The organism is Bifidobacterium sp. RTP21102st3_E2_RTP21102_210122 (genome assembly GCF_040916945.1).
Lineage (GTDB): Bacteria > Actinomycetota > Actinomycetes > Actinomycetales > Bifidobacteriaceae > Bifidobacterium > Bifidobacterium longum.
The window spans coordinates 82,446-99,373 of sequence record NZ_JBCPAN010000007.1; the positions used below are offsets into that span (position 1 = coordinate 82,446).

Consider the following 16,928-nt stretch of genomic DNA (forward strand, 5'->3'; position numbering starts at 1 on the left):
CTCCCTTTTAGTCGTTGAAAAGGTCTTCAGGTGGTTCCGGCGGTGGTGGCGGGGCGCGACGGTAGATGTGGTCGATGAGTTGCCGGTTCCATTGCCAGAGGCGTTGGTTGTCGGCCTGCATCTTCTGTGCGAGCCTGTAGGCTTCCATCTTGTTCTTCGCGGCGGCCGAGAGGGTGGAGACCAGTGCGCCGACGACCGCGCCGATAGCGCCGACGATGGCGATAATGAGATCCGTCATGCGGCCGGCCACATCATGGTTGCATAACGATTGTCGGAGATTTGCCCGCCGCCGCGACGCGAGTAGACGATGACCCCGGTGGGTTTGACGATGAATACACCGATTGAATTGTTGTTGGAGCACATCGGTGCGAAATTCAGTTCGCGCGGCGGCCGGGCTTCCTCGGGGAGCGTGCCGGGCATTTGGCTTTCGCTCCATCCTTTGTTGCCACTGTCTGAGAGATTAACCGTGACGTAAACGAATCCATGTTTTATCATGTATTCGCATTTCCAGCCTGATTTGTTAACAAGCGTTGTTTGGGCTTTGTCATCGGAGGTGTACCAGTGTGCGTGATGCCAGCTGGTCCCGTCCCAAATGTACGGGCCGGTGTTGTCGCCGTCCGAGGTGACGAAGCCGGTCTGGCCGACCGTGGCCGTCTGTGCCTTCAGCGATTCGAGCGTGGTGGCGATCACAGGTGTCGCGCCGGCTGGGGTGGAGCGTCTGTCGACGGTGTCCAGCGCGGTCTCGAAGGTGTCGGCCATGGCCTTGAACGAGTCCGGCGCGGATGACACGAGGTCGGAGCCTTCCGGATACGAGAGGCCGTAGATTGGTGTTGTTGCTGTCATTGTGTTCCTTCCTTTTCGGCGGTGGGCGAAGAAGTGTCGATGATCTGGATCATCGAGAGGTCGCAGATGTGCAGGTCGAGCTGCTGCCAGCTGAGGGTGGGCAGGTCGGCCCATGTGATCCGTTCCGTCAGCAGCGGCCGGAGCGCGGCCAGCGTCGCTTCCTGGGTGAGTGTCGGTTTGCCGTTGCGCCACCGGTATGAGAGCGTCCCGCCGATGGTCGTGATGGGGCCGGTGAAGGACGGTCGGCCATCTGAGCCGGTCAGGGCCGACGCCTTGGCCTTGACGATGATGAACGGGCCGGATGGGCTTGCCTTGTACAGCCATGGCCGTCGTGCCGGGTCGATTCGCGTGCTGTTGAACGTCACTGTCTCCGGTACCATGCGCAGGTCGTGCGATTCGAGCCATTGCGCGATGTTGACGCGGTCCGTGTCGCTGACGGTCGAGGTGCCGCCGCTGTTCCATACGCCGCCCGAGTCGTCCACGGCGAGCATGTCGGAATCGACGGTGAGGCTCTTCTGCATGGCGGTCAATTGTGGTGGCAGACGGTCCTGGTCTCCCATCGTGATCTCCACGTCGTCGAAAGAGAGCTTGCCGTTGTCCGATTTGACGCGTTTCGCGTTGATGACGACCTGTGTCAAAGGTTCGGTGATGCTCAGATCCGTCGATGCCTCGATGTCGGCCGCCGAGAGCGCGTATCGTGTCTCTCCGTCGGTGAGGACGGTGAGTCGGCCATCGGTTGACAGATGCACGGCGATCGGGTCGGCGAGGAACAGCGGCCTGAGGGTGGATACCGAGCCGTCGTAGACTTCGTGCCATTGCGGGAGTCGTGGCCCGACGGTGAGCCGGTGCAGCAGGTCGAGCTGCGATGGATGGTCGGATGACGTGTATGGCGCGACGCTTGACGGCAGGGCGAGCCCGTCCAGTTGGGCTTCCGGCGCTCCCTGCGCCGAGGCCCTGCGGTTCATCTCCGCGAGGCGTGCGGATGGCGTGCCTATCCAGTGCGCGCCGTTCCATTTCGCGGCCGTGTCTGTCGGTCCTTGTGATTGCAGACGTTTCCATACGGCCATCCTCGATGTGGCGGAGAGTTTGAGCAGCCACCCGCCGTCGCTGGCCGGTTCGATGCTGCCGCCGGTGGACACGCTGCCGGCGAACATTGTTTCGGATGGCGAGTCTGGCGAGTCTGGCGAGTCTGGCGAGTCTGGCGAATACGTCTTGTGGAGCGAGTCGATGGGGATGCGCAGATCGCGCCAGCCGCCCATCGCTGGCGTCAGGTCCATCCATCGAGGCTGGTTGGAGAATTGGACGACCACTTTCATTCCGGCCAACGTCAATGCCTGGCCTGCGAGCCGTCCGGTGCGGTCGCGGAGGGTGAACGACATCACGGCAGGTTCGGGCTGTTCGTCGATGCCGTCGCTTCCCCAGCCGATGGTGAACGAGTCGAGGGCCGCGATGTCCTTGGCTGAGTCGTTGACGGGTGTCCAGCCGTTGCCTGTGTCGATGAACATGAAGCACTGCTGCATATCTCATGACCTCCTTGCGTCGTAGTCGGCCAGGAGCCGTTTGATGGCCTTGGCGGTGCCGTCCTTGTCGATGACCTCGCCGTTGATCTCCACGTTCCAGTTGTTCGTGACGGCGGGCCGGTCGCCGGTCGTGGCGGCCGCGACGTTGAGCGGCATGGTGGCGAGACGGCGGTTGGCGCGGCTGATAGCGGTTTCAACACTGCTGTCAAACCCGTTGTTGAGGCCCTGTGCGAAACCGGTCATGATGGCCTGGCCGGCGGGGATGAGCAACCTCCGGTCGTAGCTGATCGGGCCCTTGTGGGCCTTGATCCAGTCGCCGATGCCGCTGATCCAGCCGGTCACGTTGCTCCACATCGATTTGAGGCCGTTGAGGAATCCGCTGATGATGCTCGCGCCGGCGTTGTAGAGCAGTGTGCCGGCTCCGGAGAAGAAGCCGCCGATTGCGCCCGGGATGCCACGGAACCATGAGACGACGCCGTTCCACGCGTTCCTGGCACCGTTCGCGGCCGAGTTGAAGATGTTGACGATGGTGGAGCCGAGACCGGAGAAGAAGCCGATGATGCCCTGCACGCAGCCGGACAGGAAACTTGTGAAGCTCGACCAGACGGCCTTGCCGGTGTTGGTGCAGGTGAAGAAGTAGGTGAGTCCGGCCACGAGCGCGGCGATGAGCGTGATGACCAGCATGATCGGGTTCGCGGCCATGACCGCGTTGAGCAGTGCCTGAGCGACGGCGGCCAGCTGCATGGCGGTGGTGACGGCAGTGACGGCCGCCACGGCGCCGCCGACGGCGGCCACGAGTGGTGTCACGAGATCCGTGTTTCGACTGATCCAGTTGCCGGCGGTCTTCAGCCAGCCGCCGACCGTCTGCGCGGCCGTGGCGACGGTGTTGAGCACGTTGCCGAACGAGGTTCCGGCCGGCTGTCCTCCGGTCATCGCGTTCACGACGGCCATGATGCCGTTCCACAATGATTGCAGTCCGCCGCCGACCGACTGCGCGGCCGTCTGCAAGGCGGTGAACGCTCCGGTGTCCTTGACCTGTGTGAAGAACGTCTGCAATCCCTGCGTGCCGTTCTGCGCGAGGTTTGTGACTGCCGTTGCGGCCGCGTTGATGCCGCCGGTGACGGCCGGTTTGAAGAGGTTGAAGGCGTCGGTCAGGCCGCCGGTGACGGCTGCTTCGAGGTTTCCCATGGCTCCCTCGATGGTGCTGGTCGATGTCGCGGCCTGTTTCGCCACGTCGGTCATGCCGAGGTCCAGCAGCGCCTGGTTGAACTCGTCGGCCGTGATCTCGCCCTTGGCCATGGCGTCGCGGAAGTTGCCCGTGTACGCGCCGTTCTTCAGCAGCGCCTCCTGGAGTTTGCCGGACGCGCCAGGGATGGCGTCGGCAAGCTGGTTCCAGTTCTCGGTGGTCAATTTTCCCGCGCCGGCGGTCTGGGTGAGGACCATGGCCACGCTTTTGAAACTGTCGGCGTTGCCTCCGGCCACCGCGTTGAGGTTTCCGGCCGCCTCGGTCAGTTCCATGTAGTTGCCGATGCCGTTTGCCGCGAGCTGCGCGGTGGTGTTCTGGATGTCATCGAGGCCGTACACGGTGGCGTCGGCGTATTTGCGGGTTTCCTTCGTGGCTGCCTGCACGGCTTTGGTGTCGATGCCGGCGAAGCTCATGGTGTTCATGAACTTGTCGGTGCTGTCCGACATGTTCACCACGTCGCCGGCGAAGCCCTTCACCGTGTCCCACAGCGCGGTCACGCCCTTGACGGCCAATCCGCCGATGGCGCTGCCGAAAGCGGCCGCCTTCGTGGTGGTCTTCTCGAAAGCCTTGACGGCATCATCGGCGTTGCCGGTGATGCGCACGCTCATGATCGCGCTGTGCGCCATGGTTCACTCCTTCGGTGTTTCTTCCGCTTCCTTGAGCAGTTCGGCCAGTCCGGTGCCCCAATCCAATTCGTCGGCCTCGTTCCTCCACTGCCATGGCGTGCCGCCGAAACGGCTTGCCAAGAGGAACGAGAGACGGCCGAGCGAGTCTTGGGGCCACGTGGCTAGTCCGTAGGGTTTCCCTCTTCCGGTTCCTCCTTCGGTGCCGCAAGGTCGAAGGACGCCACGGTGTCCAGCCAATGCTCGAAATCAGGCATGGTGCGGCCGGCCATGCGCAGGGCCGCGTAGGCCGCGTACGCGCCGGAACGGACGGGGGACTGGGTGATTGGCCCCCAGCCGGCCTCGATGGCGTGCGCCTCGGCCTTGCATGTCGCGCGCATCGTGATCGGCACGAGTTCGCTGGTACCGTCCGTGTAGGTGATTCTTGTGGTTGCCATTATTTTCCTTTCACTTGTTTCAGTGTCTTGCCGACGAAGTCCTTGTAGACCTTTTGCCATTGGCTCTCGGTGGAGGCGACGCCGTTGTTGACGAAGAGCCGTGGCCGGATGTGCCGTTTCGGCCAGCCGTAATTGATTGGGCCCGCGTATGGCACGGCCTTGCGGCCGGCGCGGATGACGCCGGCGCGTTTCGTCGCTCCGACACGCAGGCTGCCGGCCAGCCGGCCGGTTTTGCCTCGTGGGGCGAGGTTGCGGACGGCGGGCAGTGCGATCTGCGCGGCCTCGCGGTTCACTTCCTTCAGGTCGTCCATGTCCGCGCCGGCCTTGCGCATCGTCTGCACGAAGCGTCTCTGGCCGACGACCATCAATGCCTTGCCGGCCATCACTTGCCCTCGTATGCGGCGTGGGCGACGTTCGTGACGGCGAAACTCAGATCGTTCGTGTTCTGCGACTTGACGTCGCCACCGATGGCGATTGGCGCGATGGTGGCGCTGAAGGTCCACTGGATCTTGCCGTTCTCGTTCGGAACGAACTGGGCCGGCAGCGTCTCGCCCTTGTGGTCGAAGAGCCAGACGGCCAGACCGTCCTCGCTGAAGTCGTCGCCGACGGTGCCCTCGAACGTCCACGTGGTCGTGGTGTTCGTTTCCTCGGAACCGTCCAGGAACGTCGTCGGGTCGTCGCTGCTGTTCGACGGGTTCAATTGCGCCTTGGTCAGGTCGGCGCTGAAGTCCCTGCCGTTTGCGGTGTCGGTGATTTTGAAGATGCCTGGTCCGAGCGTGCGGATCTTTCCAGCCATGATTGTTTTCCTTTCCTTGTCTTATTCGGTTTCCAGAGCGTTCAACGTGACCTGGTAGGCGGCGAGCGTGCCGGCCCCTGCGAGGTTCCATGTCGCAGGCGTGGCCTTATGGAGGTTCAGGCCACGTTCGGCGAGCCGGTCGAGCGCTGTGAGGATGTCATCGACTGCGGATGGCTGCGTGGCCGGCGTGCCGGCGATGACGTCCAACGTCCAGACCGGTTCCGGCGGGCCCCATGACGGCCATTCCACGGCCGGCGGTTCGATGAACACGGCCACCTTGCCGGCGGCCGGGCGCACCAGCTGGGCGTCGATGCTGATACTGCTCACGAGCCCGTCGAGCATGTCGGTGAGCGTGTTCATCAGCGCGGCGCGTTGTTCCTGGATGTTCATGCGATCACCAGCCCGCCGGTGTTCACGCCCGCCGCCTTGAGTTTCGGCCAGACCGAGCGGAGCGGGTCGGTGGAGATCCTGAACGGTTCCACAGTCGAATCGCCCACGTCCATGACGCCCAGCCGGGCGTCGCGGCTGTTGTACAGATCCGCCGCGCACGACACAATGCAATCGGCCAGCACTTCGTCCTTGATGGATGCCGCGCCCACGGCGCTTGCCACATACGCCTTGGCGGCGGCCAGCTTCGCGGTTAGTCGTTCATCGTCACCGCTTGGCATGCCCACTTCGTCGCGAAGCTGGGCCAACAACTGTTCGTCGTTCATGCGGCACATCATGCGGCAGCGAACTTGACAGGCAACAAGCCGTCGGTGAAGGTCGCGGCCACGGCCATGTACCCGTACACCGAATAGTTGTCCACGATGTTCACTGGGTCGGTGTTGGAAAGCTGGGTGGGGCCGCCGCTCTCCCACACGGTGACGGCGGTCGGGTCGATGAACGCGGCGGTGCCGGTCGGGGCCTTCGGCAGCAAGTACACCGGCACGCGCATGAGGTCGCCCACCACGCCGGTGACGTCGAAAGCGCCGATGGTATCCGACCCCTTGCCGGAAATGTCCATGAACCGGTTGCCCGAGTCCTTGAGCTTGATAAGGGCCAGCGCCACGTCCTTGGAAACGCCCAGACGGGTCATGGCCGCGTTCCTATCGTCCATCACCTCGGCGGCGTCAAGGATAAGGCCGGCCCACTGGTCTGTCGTCATGTCGTTCAAAGCGGCCGGAGCCGTGATGTTGTTCGGGTTGTCGGTCGCGTCGCGCTGGGACTTGATGAGGTCGTACAGGTAGGTGCGCACGGCGTTTTCGGTGGACTTCGCGTAGGCGTTGTTCAGGGCCTTCAGCGCCGTGTTGAGCATGGGGGTGGTGCTGCGCTCGATGGTCTGGCGCGAAAGCGTGGTGTAGCCGCCATAAGTGTTGATGTCGGCGGTCTTGGTGCCGAACTTCACCTTGCCGAAGGTCAGGGCCGCGCCCTCGGCGGTCTGCTTGTCCACGGCCGTGGTGTCCTCGGAGACCACGTTGTATTCCATGCTCATACCGGTGGCCGGCAGCGTGTCGCGGGTGAGGATGTTCGTCACCTTGCGGCGCTGTTCGATCAGGCGTAAGTCATCGGCAATCCATGCCACGGTGTTGCCGGTGTCGCCGGTAACGATGGCGTCGCGGGTCTGGCGCATAAGGTCGATGGCGGCCGCGTGGTCGGCATTGCGTTCGTCGCTCAGCGCCTTGAGATAGTCGCCGGCGGTGCGGAACTCGCCGCCCAGCTCGGCCGGCGGGGTGGTCTGGATGCCGGCGGCCACGGTGGCCTTGATGCCGCGCAGTTCCTCACTGAACGCCTCCAAGCGTTCGTTCATGGCGTTATCGCGCTGTTCGTTGTTGGTGTTGTCGCCCATAACGGGTGCCTCCATTCCTTCGTCGTTGTTGTTGGTTGTGATGGTCTGGGAACGCTGGCCGGTGATTTCGGCGGCCGGATACGCGGGGATGCCGGTAACGGCCACCTCGAACAGGTCGATTGCCCTACGGTGGACTTCGGTAACGCCGTCGTCCGAGTCGATAACCCTGTTTTCCACCGGCCTGAAGCCGATGCTGAAGCCGTCGTAGACGCCTTCACGCACCAGTTCGGCGGCCTCGCGCCCGCTTTCGGTGTCGGCCAGCTTCGCCACGACGTGCAAGCCGTCCGCTTCGCGGCGCATGTCGGTCAGCTTGCCGATAAGGTCGCCATGCTCGCGGCTCACTTTCACGGTCTTGCGGGTGCCGAAGTCGCAATCGGGGTCTATCACCTCGGCGTAATCACTAAACAGCGCATATCGCTGATTGAAGGGCACGGCCACGCCCTCCAAGGTCATGCCGTCGCCGGTGTCGCCGGTGTCACGCAAGCGTAGGCCGGTGACGTTGAGCGTGCGCGCCTCCATAAGCCTTTCGTCGTGCTCATTGCTCATTGGTGGTTCCTCCGATCTGTTGAATCTGGGCCGCCTGTTCGGGCGTCAACGGCGGCAAGCCCTCGCGGTCGCGCACGTCGTCCACGGTGAGCCACCCGGAGCCGATGGCGGTCTTGTAGGCGTTGTAACGGTCGGCCATATCGGCGCGGCGCGAACTATCCCAGTCGAAGCGCACAACGCGGCCACGCGGTAGCAAAGAACTTAGAAGTTCCTCGATCTCGCCCGTGTAGGCGGCCAGCGTGTAGTCCGCAAACTCAATCCACGATTGCTCGATGTTGGAATAGGTGAGGTTGCTGCCGTCCACGGCGGCAAGCATGATGCTGGCCGGGATGCCCAACAGGCGGGCGATCTGGGTGGTGTCGAACTTCTGTGTTTCCAAAAACTGAAGGTCGGCCGGCTTCATGTCCAAGGGCACATAGGTTAGGTTGCTGCCAACCACCTTGATGTCTCCGGCCTTGCCGGCCTTGCCCCAATCGTCCTTCGCCTGTTTCGCGCTGTCGGGCGTGATCTTCTGGTCGCTCTTCAGATAGCCCTTAACGTTGCTGCTATCGGTGTAGAACCGGGCCTTGTAGTCGCGGGCCATCTTCGCGCCCTCCACCTCTTCGCGCGCCGCCGAAATGGGGCCAAGGCCACGCAACCGGCCGGGAACGTTCAGGAACTTCAGGTGTGTGATTTCATCCGGCGTGTACTCGCGGCCAAGATACGAATAGCGAAGCACCGGCGCGGCGGGGTCGCGGCCATCGTCGCGCACGGTCACCAGAGACGGCGGCAAGACTTGGCACGACACCACTTCGCCGTCATAGCGCAGTTTGCGAACGAACGCGTTGCCGTCCAAGCACAGCGACGCCACGATGTCGCTTATGAAGTCGCGGCGGCTTCGGTTGGCGTCCGGGCGGTCGATGATGGACGTAAGCGTGTTGAGTTTCACGCCGCCGCGCATTTCGTGCAACGGCAAGCCGGCGATTGCGGTCTGGAGCACCTGGACGCCACGGAACACGGTGGACAGTTGCAGCGGGTCATACGCGGCCGTGCGGCTTGGCGGCATTATCTCGGCCGGCATGTCGTCCACGGCGGCCACGCCGCGCGTGATGATCTTGCCGGCGAAGCGTAGCCGCTGAAAAAAACCGAAGTCGTTCATGCGACACATCATGCGCGCTCACGCATGGCCGTGGCGAGTGGCGCGCGCCATTGCCCGCCACAGTCCGCCACAGCCGTACATGGTCAGAATATTTGCAACGGCCCTTCGGGTTCGGGCCGGTGGGATACGCCCCACGCGGCAAGCATGGCGCTTTCGAGCGGTGATGTCTTGCCGGTGCTGCCGCGCCGTGATATGCGCCAAGCGTCGCCGCTCCATGCGCGCGCGCTGTTCGCCGCGCTGGCGTCCAGCTCGGTGTCGGCCGCGTGCCGCACGGTGCCGTTCTCAAGGCCGCTCACGAACGCCTGGCCCACGCTGAGAAAATCGCCGGCTTGCATGTCCACGAAACGCACAACCGGGTCGCCGTTGATGTCGGCCAACGCCTTCAGCCGGTCGCACAAGTCGCCGTTCGGTCCGCGCGAGTCCATGCACAGGGGCGCGTCGTAGGTGGCGCACAGCCTGGTTATCTCATTGGGTGCCGCGCCGGTGCCGTCCAGCACCTTGAGCAACTGCACGTTAACGGTGCCGTCGTGTTCCAATATTCCGGCGCTAATCGCCGTGTGGGTGGCGTCAACGTCCACGGCGGCACCGAACACCACAGGCCGGCCGGCCAAGTCGCCGGGCGCTATCGGCCAGCATGTGGTGGCGTTCCACAGGTCGGCCGATATGATGCGCTCGGCTATGCCCACGTCGCGCCGGTTGGCGAAGGCTCGCGCCCAACCGGCCTTGTTGTCCCCGAACTGCTGGCGGAAGTCGGCCAACTGGCGCAAGTCCCACAACAGGCCGGCGGCCGGGTGCCATCGTGCCACGGCCTTGAGGTCTTCGGGGTCTTCATCATCGGGCAAGCCGAAGTCGAACCACGCCGTGCGTTCGGGCACGTCGCCGGCGCGCAAGCCGTCCAACAGAGTGTTGAAGAACGTCGAAGCGGCCGTGCCTTCGGTCGATGTAATCCACATCTGTGGTTGCACGCCGGTGAAGCGCAAGCGGGTGTTCATGGTCGGCCCCAAGCCGTCCAAGATCATATAGCCGGCCTCTTCGGTCAGGCTAAAAGCCTCGTCCAGGGTGAATTTGTCCATCTGCACGCCGTGGCCGGCCACCTTCGTGACGGCCAAAGGGCGTATGAAGCTGCCGTTGGCGAACCGCTGTTCCATGCCGCCGTTGCTCAGTCGTGGCTTCAGGGCCAGCGGTGCCAGCCGGCTGTCCCTCAGTTGCTTCACGTATTCCTTGAAATGCTGTTCGGCGTCCTTGCCGGTCTGGGCAAGGTAATAGATCTTCCTATCGCGTCCAAGCTGGGCGTTGCGCGTGTCCTCGGTGTCTATCAACGTGCTTTTGCCGCACTGGCGGGGCGTGGTAAGCACGATGGTGTCATACCGGTACGTGCCTGTGGCGTCGTCCAGTTCGCCGGCCACGTCCGCGACGTACCGTTGCCAAGGCAACAACGGTTTGCCCAACAGTTCGGCAGTGCGCGCCACCACGTTGCCGTCTGTGCGGCGCGATGGGTCGCGGCGCGTTCCGGCTCGCATAAGCGGCGGTTCCCTGGTCATGCCTTCGCCTCGGCCAAGTAGGCGGCCACGTCTTCGTCCACCTTCGGTTCCGGCGGGTACATGTCCTGAAGGCGCTGCACGTTGTCCAGGTACGTGTTCATGTTGCGGCTGATCTCCTTGCCGGCGTTGCGCTGTGTGTCGATGTTCTGGGCCAAGGACAACAGGCTGGCGCATAGCGTGGTGGCGAACGGGTCAAGGTCGCCGCCCGAACGCTCGGTAAGGCTCTCGATCAGCCGACGGGTGGCCTTTTCCTGTTGCCCGACGTGCCGGCCGGCGGTATCGTCGAAAATGTCGAACGTGTTTTGGCTCATTTATCCGTATCCTTTCTTTTCCTTGATGTTCCAACGTTTTCGTGCCGTTTTTCTCCTGTGTTGGGGGGAGAAAAAACTGGGCGCGGGGTCTTTCCCGGCGCCGTGAGTTTAAAAAATCACCATTCCGGGCGCGATGAAGGCACCGAAGATGGCATGGAGCGCAAGCCAAGGGCCGCGAGTCGCTGGCGGCGGGCCGCTTGCCTCGCGTCTATCGTCTCTTGTGACAGGTGGAGGGCGTACCACTGGCGCACCAGCTGCCGGTGCATGTCGTTACGTGCCCGTGCCATGCTCTCGGCATAGCCGGGGTCTAGCACTCGGATGTCGTAGTCCAGCGCTATCCACTCGGCCAGCATCTGCGGGTGCTTGCGGCTGGCTGGTATGGTGCGCACCAGCCACACGTCCAACGGCGCGCGGCTCTTGGCGAACTGGCGGTAGGCGGCAGACCAGGCCATGGCCACGGCCCGCCGCTGCTCCATGTCCGCTTCGTCCACGCGCATGGCGACGGCCAGCGAAGCCCACGACACAACCGGGTCGCTTGGCTTCGCGTGCTGTGCTATGTAGTCCACGGCCTCCCGGTCGCATGAGCCGGGCGGGCATACGATCATGTGCAAGCGGCAGCCATAGCCATACAGCACGCGGTCTTGCCGTGAAGCGTTGCAATGCTTGCACGCGCGGCGTAGGTTCGGCACGGTGTCCTTGCCGCCATGCGCATGGGGCACTATGTGATCGTCTTCGGTGCCAACCTTCGTGCAGCCGGGCAGTTCCAACCAACAGTCGTTGCCCCACGCCGCTATCTCGGCCGAACGGATTGACGGGGCGACTACTTGTCTACGCGGCACTCTGGGCCGCCTTGCGTTTGCGCTGCGCTACGAACATGTCCAAGTCCGACAACTCGTACAGCACGGGGCAGTTGGGCACGTCCGTGGGCCGGTAGAACACCGGGCCGTAATGTTCGCCGCGCCACTTGCGCAACAGGCTTTCGCTCACGCCCAGATATAGGGCCGCCTGTTTGGCCGTGAGCTTCGCGCGCGGGTTCACAGCAAACCAACCCAAGCCTTGAGCGATGTCAACAACTCGGCACGGTCGAACACCTGCACACTTCCGCGCCTCTCGGTCTTGCCCAAGATACCGTCGCTGATAAGCTGCTGCATCACATGGTCGCCGCTAGGGTCGGCCGTCGGCGCGATCTTGTTCAGTCGAAGCATACTGATGGCAAGGGAACGCGCAATGGTGTCCGCTCCAACAGTGTCATGCTCCAATTGCCTGATATTCCATCGAATGGCGTTCTTGATGTCCCTCGTGCGCTGGGCCTTGTTCTTCGGCACCGTCCTCTTGGCACGTCGGCGTGTTGGCTTGTAATCAACCGAATAACCCATGTCTCGAACCTCGTTTCATATTGTGGATAAGAACTGTGGATAAGTGGATAAGAATTGTGGATGATATGCCCTTCGGGTGGTGGGGCGTTAGAGCGGGGAACCCAGCCAGGAAAACACAAGATTGCTCAAGTGTTTTCCGGGTTAGGGTTCGCCATGCAAGGTTGCTTCGTAACGGAGCCGCGCCGTCGCATAGGTCAGCGGCCGAAGCCGCGCGCAAGGTCTCGCCGCACAGCCCGGCACGTATGCCGGCGATGGTCCCCAGTTGCGCCCGAACAAGACGCCGTGAAGCGATCTGTATACACCCGCATAGCTCCCCGCTGGGGCCGTGGTAACCGCCCGGCATTCCGGGCGTGTTTGTAACGCGCTGGGCAAGGCGCGGCCGGGTGCTTTATCACGCCTCACCAGCAACCGACCTTCGGCTGGGTCAAGGGCTATGAAGTTATCGGATGCCGTCAGTCGTCGTCGGTGAGGAACTCGCCAAACCGGACGACGGCGAGGGTAATCCCGAGCATGAGGAACACGAACGGGCTTACCAGCAGCAGTATGACGGTCTTGATGAAACGTTTCACGGTCAATCCTCCTCGTTGAAGCAGCGGTTGATCTGCCTTTCCAAGTCCTCAAGCTCGACGCCGTTGAACGGGACGCGCACCGTCATGCCGTCCTCCTCAACGATCAGCTCGAAGAAGCAATGCCGCTTGCCATCCACCCGCTTGACTGTGACGCTCATTCCTGGGCTCCTTCCCATTCACGACGGGCACGCCTCGCGTGCGTCATCGCCTTGTTGATCGCGCCCTTCATCGCCTGAAGGTCGCCCATGTCCAAGCCATCGAACCCGAACGTGCTTCCGGCCACCTTGATACGGCACTTGAAGCCGTAGGGCTTGCCGCCGGTGCATTCCGACGGGTCGATGTCCAGCACCTGGAAGTAATTGCTGGTGCATTCCGGATTGAAAACACTCATTTCACTGCTCCTTGATTCATGGATTTAGGCTCCTTCCTCCGCAGCGATAGGCTTGTAATCGCACAAACCAAACCTTTCAAACAACGGAGGAAGGAAGAACAATGAGTGACGAAAACACGTTCGATTTCGCCCTTTACCTGGGAACGACCACGCCGCTTACCATCACTGGTGCGACGGCCTCCACGGTCAGTGGACTCTCCGAACGTCTGAAGTCTGGTGACAGCTTCATCCAGACCGTCAGGTTTCCCGACATGAGCATCCATGCCATCACCATCAACCCCAAGGCCGTTCCGTGGTGGCAGATCGATGCCGGTGACGTCGTGCTTCCCATGCAGATCTTCTAACGCCGCTGGATCGTCGAGCGTGGCCATGACACCACGCTTGACAATCGCGGCCTGCTCTGGCGTCAGCGCCTGATTATGGATGTACACGGCGCGCGCATTAAGGACGATGCAGTCCTCGCCAGCCATCTTCACGGATTCAGCCGAGACCACGACAATGGAGCCGGCAGCATCATGGAGCAGCATCACTTCACCCCCAATGGCTCGCGGCCAAGCACGAGATCAGTGGAAACGTCAAAAAAGTCGGCTATGCGCGACACATCACGCAACGTGAAATTTGAGCGGCCATGGAATTTGTCGCTGATGGCCTGCTCGGAGACGCCTAGCTCATGCGCCAGATCGCGCTGTGTGACGTGATTGTCTCTCATGAGTTTTCTTATCTGACTAATCATTTAAAAACTTTCAGACTAAAGATTTGATGAAGTTCTAGACCAAAGATTAACCATATGACGTAGCCAACACGCCGAGTACTACGCTAAAACCGTAGTAAAATGAATTTCATGACAATGCTAGATATTCAGCCGAGCGCTACATTGCGCAGGCAGGACGTTGTTGCGATGAATGCGAACATGATCTTGTCCAACAGCGGTTTAATGAAGAAGGACCTTGCTAAGGCAATGGGACTCTCGCCGCAATCGATGGCGTCGAGGCTTCAGAGCAAGGCCGATTGGACCATTGACGAAACTTGCGCGGCGGCCGATTTCTTCGGCGTCCCGTTGATGGCTTTGCTGGATGAGAACTTAACGCCAGCAAAAGCCATGGAATATATAAAAAACCGCCGTTCCGATAATGGGAACGGCGGTCAAGTGGTAGCGGGGCATGGATTTGAACCATGGACCTCTGGGTTATGAGCCCAGCGAGCTACCGAGCTGCTCCACCCCGCGTCGGCTTGTCTCTCAGACAGCTCTACCTACAATAGGTGCAGATTCCAGAAAGTCAACATCGGCGTGTCGCGTCATCTTCCCGCGGTTTTAAAACGTGAATCGGCTCACGCGGCGAGGGATTTGGGGCGGAGTCGGAGTTGGGGTGATAACGCGCCATAAATGGCCGTTATAGGAATGCCCTGAACCGTTATCCCAAATATTGACATAATAGGAACATGCCTATCAAGATCCCCAGTGGCCTGCCGGCCAGAGATATCCTCGATTCGGAGCGCATCTTCGCTCTGGAGAAGCCCGAGGCGGAGCGTCAGCGCGTCCGCCCGCTCAAACTGGTGATCCTGAACTTGATGCCTAAGAAAATCGAGACTGAAACGCAGCTGCTGCGTCTGATTTCCAAGTCGCCGCTGCAGGTCGAAATCGACTTCATGAAGACCTCCACGCATGAGGCCACGCACGTTTCCGCCGATCATCTCGTCAAGTTCTACGAAAACCTCGATGCGTTCAAAGACAACTATTACGACGGTTTTGTGGTCACCGGCGCGCCTGTAGAGCATATGCCGTTCGAAGATGTGGACTACTGGGACGAGTTCAAGACGATTCTCGACTGGGCCTCCACCCATGTGTTCTCCACCATGTACCTGTGCTGGGGTGCGATGGGCGCACTGTACTACCGCTACGGCATCCACAAGGTGGATTACCCCGAGAAGATTTTCGGCGTATTCCCGCAGTACCTGCAGGATGAATACTGCTTCCTGACCAATGGCTTCGACGAGATTGATCTGCAGCCGCACTCCCGCCTCGCCGGCGTGAACGAAAACGAGGTACGTGCCAACCATGACCTTCAGATCTTGACTTGGGGGCCGCAGTCCGGCCCGGGCCTGATCGCCACGCGTGACTTCTCCGAAGTGTTCGCGCTCGGCCATTGGGAGTACGGCAAGTACACGCTCGCCGAAGAATACGAGCGCGATATGGCCAAGGGCATGACCAACGTGCCCTTCCCGAAGAACTACTTCCCGCATGACGATCCGAAGCTGGAACCGTTGTTCGCCTGGCGCGCCCACGCCAATCTGCTGTGGCGCAACTGGCTCAACTGGGTGTACCAGACCACGCCGTATGACCTGACCGAGGTGCCGCAGCTCAGGGCTGAGAAGAAGCTCGGTACTGATCGTTCGATTCGGCATGAGCCGGGCGGGCCGCGCCAGGATGATTTCAAGCCGTTTGTGCATGACGGGTATGGGGTGATTCAGGGCTGAGCCTACGATCTCCCCTCAGTCGCCTACGACGACAGCTCCCCTCGACGGGGAGCTCCTTTGCTTCTCCTTCACGGCTCGGCCCATCAGAGGGAGCTACTGTTGGAGGTTGCGTTCGTAGCGTGGACGGTTGTTCGTCCACGATGTGGACGGCTTGATGAACGTAATGCCACACATCCGCGTAATGCGACCAATAGTGCACAACGTTCGCGAAACGCCCGGGAAAACCTTGCAGCAGTAGGGATTTCAGGAGACTCGCCGGTATAATATTGACATTGTCTAGACGCAGGCAAATAATCACTCTTCAGTCATTCGGAGCCGAATGCCCAGCGCAGACTCCGTGTCCATGCCCGGCAGACTCCACACCGAGGAGACAAAAAAAGACGAAAGTAACGAGCACGTCACATTTGCCTGCCCGGTGGGTTTAAACTGACACCTGACATTGAAGAAGCAGGAGGCGTGATATGGTCGGTTCGCTCAGCGCAGGATTGCTGTTGGCTGACGAGGCAGGCGCTCATCTGCCCTCGGTTGATGACTTCCTTCCCCCGGAGATTCTGTTCCAGGGAACTCCGTTTGCCATCAACCGCATTATTTTGATTCGTATCGTGGCAACCATCGTGCTGTTGGTGGTGCTCGGCGTGACCGCAAAGCGCGCCAAGCTCATCCCCGGCCGTTGGCAGGGCGTAGTCGAGTACGGTCTCGACTTCGTGCGCGACAAGGTCGTGTATGACGTGATGGGTGAGGCCCGTGGCAAGCGCTACGTGCCGATGATCACCACCCTGTTCTTCACGATCTTCATTTTCAACCTGTGCGGCATCATTCCAGGTATGAACATGGCGGCCAACGCCACGGTGGTCATGCCGCTCGTGTTCGCTGTCTGGACACTGATCCAGTACTGGATCGCCGCCATCCGCTCGCAGGGCCTCGGCCACTATCTGCGCCACGAGCTGTTCACCCCCGGTGTGCCGTGGCCGGTCTATTTCCTGCTGGCTCCGATCAACCTGCTTGAGCTGTTGATCATCCGCCCGGCCTCCCTGACCATCCGTCTGTTCGCCAACATGGTTTCCGGCCACCTTATGGTCGCCACCTGCCTGGCGTTCGCACAGTTCTGGATGGTTGACGCGGTCAACAAGCTGCAGGGCATCCCGGTGGGTGCGCTGTGGTTCGCCGGTGGTTTCGCCATGACCTGCTTCGAGGCGTTCGTCGCCTTCCTGCAAGCCTACGTCTTCGCGATTCTTTCCACCGTGTACATCAACCTGAGCTTCCCGGAAGAGTGACGGGCGACTAACCC

General features: G+C 61.6%; 22 protein-coding genes and 1 tRNA gene. 3 read left to right on the plus strand and 20 right to left on the minus strand.

The window, feature by feature from the left end; all coding sequences use genetic code 11:
* Window positions 1-7: 7 nt before the first annotated feature.
* The 18 genes from AB5287_RS08745 to AB5287_RS08830 all read right to left on the minus strand — a co-directional run bounded on the left by AB5287_RS08745 (window position 8) and on the right by AB5287_RS08830 (window position 13,165).
* Window positions 8-238: a hypothetical protein gene (locus AB5287_RS08745; protein WP_368108121.1), complete on the minus strand. Its 231-nt coding sequence runs from the start codon at window positions 236-238 to the stop codon at window positions 8-10.
* Window positions 235-843: a hypothetical protein gene (locus tag AB5287_RS08750; RefSeq protein ID WP_368108120.1), complete on the minus strand. Its 609-nt coding sequence runs from the start codon at window positions 841-843 to the stop codon at window positions 235-237. The genes AB5287_RS08745 and AB5287_RS08750 overlap by 4 nt, the downstream gene beginning before the upstream one ends.
* Complete coding sequence (locus tag AB5287_RS08755; protein ID WP_368221063.1) at window positions 840-2,363, minus strand: hypothetical protein; 1,524 nt, start codon at window positions 2,361-2,363, stop codon at window positions 840-842. The genes AB5287_RS08750 and AB5287_RS08755 overlap by 4 nt, the downstream gene beginning before the upstream one ends.
* 3 nt (window positions 2,364-2,366) lie before the next feature.
* Entirely contained in the window at window positions 2,367-4,235 is a 1,869-nt protein-coding gene (locus AB5287_RS08760; RefSeq protein ID WP_368108118.1) for a tape measure protein, read from the minus strand.
* A 161-nt stretch (window positions 4,236-4,396) separates the two neighbouring features.
* Window positions 4,397-4,669 carry a hypothetical protein gene (locus AB5287_RS08765; protein WP_347014745.1) on the minus strand — a complete coding sequence of 91 codons (273 nt, stop codon included), beginning with the start codon at window positions 4,667-4,669 and terminating at the stop codon, window positions 4,397-4,399.
* The gene (locus AB5287_RS08770) at window positions 4,669-5,052 is read right to left on the minus strand and encodes an HK97 gp10 family phage protein (protein ID WP_368108117.1); all 384 of its coding nucleotides are present in this window, start codon (window positions 5,050-5,052) and stop codon (window positions 4,669-4,671) included. Before AB5287_RS08770 ends, AB5287_RS08765 begins: the two co-directional genes overlap by 1 nt.
* A complete protein-coding gene (locus AB5287_RS08775; protein WP_368108116.1) occupies window positions 5,052-5,465 on the minus strand; it encodes a hypothetical protein in 414 nt (137 codons plus the stop codon). The genes AB5287_RS08770 and AB5287_RS08775 overlap by 1 nt, the downstream gene beginning before the upstream one ends.
* Before the next feature lie 21 nt (window positions 5,466-5,486).
* A complete protein-coding gene (locus AB5287_RS08780; RefSeq protein ID WP_368108115.1) occupies window positions 5,487-5,855 on the minus strand; it encodes a hypothetical protein in 369 nt (122 codons plus the stop codon).
* The gene (locus AB5287_RS08785; protein WP_368108113.1) at window positions 5,852-6,178 is read right to left on the minus strand and encodes a hypothetical protein; all 327 of its coding nucleotides are present in this window, start codon (window positions 6,176-6,178) and stop codon (window positions 5,852-5,854) included. The genes AB5287_RS08780 and AB5287_RS08785 overlap by 4 nt, the downstream gene beginning before the upstream one ends.
* A gap of 8 nt (window positions 6,179-6,186) precedes the next feature.
* Entirely contained in the window at window positions 6,187-7,839 is a 1,653-nt protein-coding gene (locus AB5287_RS08790) for an HK97 family phage prohead protease (protein ID WP_368108112.1), read from the minus strand.
* The gene (locus AB5287_RS08795) at window positions 7,829-8,977 is read right to left on the minus strand and encodes a phage portal protein (RefSeq protein WP_195526907.1); all 1,149 of its coding nucleotides are present in this window, start codon (window positions 8,975-8,977) and stop codon (window positions 7,829-7,831) included. Before AB5287_RS08795 ends, AB5287_RS08790 begins: the two co-directional genes overlap by 11 nt.
* 83 nt (window positions 8,978-9,060) lie before the next feature.
* Window positions 9,061-10,518, minus strand: coding sequence for a hypothetical protein (locus AB5287_RS08800; protein ID WP_229081588.1), 1,458 nt, complete (start codon window positions 10,516-10,518; stop codon window positions 9,061-9,063).
* Window positions 10,515-10,829 (minus strand): hypothetical protein, encoded by a 315-nt coding sequence (locus AB5287_RS08805; RefSeq protein WP_195526908.1) that lies wholly within the window; start codon window positions 10,827-10,829, stop codon window positions 10,515-10,517. Before AB5287_RS08805 ends, AB5287_RS08800 begins: the two co-directional genes overlap by 4 nt.
* A gap of 116 nt (window positions 10,830-10,945) precedes the next feature.
* On the minus strand, window positions 10,946-11,668 hold the full coding sequence (locus tag AB5287_RS08810; RefSeq protein WP_347949455.1) for an HNH endonuclease signature motif containing protein: 723 nt from the start codon (window positions 11,666-11,668) through the stop codon (window positions 10,946-10,948).
* Entirely contained in the window at window positions 11,658-11,882 is a 225-nt protein-coding gene (locus AB5287_RS08815) for a DNA-binding protein (protein WP_368221065.1), read from the minus strand. Before AB5287_RS08815 ends, AB5287_RS08810 begins: the two co-directional genes overlap by 11 nt.
* A complete protein-coding gene (locus tag AB5287_RS08820; protein WP_368108108.1) occupies window positions 11,864-12,205 on the minus strand; it encodes a hypothetical protein in 342 nt (113 codons plus the stop codon). Before AB5287_RS08820 ends, AB5287_RS08815 begins: the two co-directional genes overlap by 19 nt.
* A gap of 571 nt (window positions 12,206-12,776) precedes the next feature.
* Window positions 12,777-12,932, minus strand: a complete 156-nt coding sequence (locus AB5287_RS08825; RefSeq protein WP_347903479.1) for a hypothetical protein — start codon at window positions 12,930-12,932, stop codon at window positions 12,777-12,779.
* Window positions 12,929-13,165: a hypothetical protein gene (locus AB5287_RS08830; RefSeq protein WP_347903477.1), complete on the minus strand. Its 237-nt coding sequence runs from the start codon at window positions 13,163-13,165 to the stop codon at window positions 12,929-12,931. Before AB5287_RS08830 ends, AB5287_RS08825 begins: the two co-directional genes overlap by 4 nt.
* A gap of 101 nt (window positions 13,166-13,266) precedes the next feature.
* On the opposite strand from AB5287_RS08830, the gene AB5287_RS08835 reads away from it, so the two are divergent.
* A complete protein-coding gene (locus AB5287_RS08835) occupies window positions 13,267-13,509 on the plus strand; it encodes a hypothetical protein (protein WP_347903475.1) in 243 nt (80 codons plus the stop codon).
* 182 nt (window positions 13,510-13,691) lie between these two features.
* On the opposite strand, the gene AB5287_RS08840 is transcribed toward AB5287_RS08835, so the two are convergent.
* Both AB5287_RS08840 and AB5287_RS08845 read right to left on the minus strand, forming a co-directional pair.
* The gene (locus tag AB5287_RS08840; protein ID WP_343017892.1) at window positions 13,692-13,898 is read right to left on the minus strand and encodes a helix-turn-helix transcriptional regulator; all 207 of its coding nucleotides are present in this window, start codon (window positions 13,896-13,898) and stop codon (window positions 13,692-13,694) included.
* A gap of 415 nt (window positions 13,899-14,313) precedes the next feature.
* Window positions 14,314-14,390: transfer RNA gene (locus AB5287_RS08845), tRNA-Met, on the minus strand.
* A 215-nt stretch (window positions 14,391-14,605) separates the two neighbouring features.
* On the opposite strand from AB5287_RS08845, the gene metA reads away from it, so the two are divergent.
* Window positions 14,606-15,640, plus strand: a complete 1,035-nt coding sequence (gene metA, locus AB5287_RS08850; RefSeq protein ID WP_007051484.1) for a homoserine O-succinyltransferase — start codon at window positions 14,606-14,608, stop codon at window positions 15,638-15,640.
* A gap of 461 nt (window positions 15,641-16,101) precedes the next feature.
* Entirely contained in the window at window positions 16,102-16,914 is an 813-nt protein-coding gene (gene atpB / locus AB5287_RS08855; protein ID WP_007051483.1) for a F0F1 ATP synthase subunit A, read from the plus strand.
* Window positions 16,915-16,928: the final 14 nt, after the last annotated feature.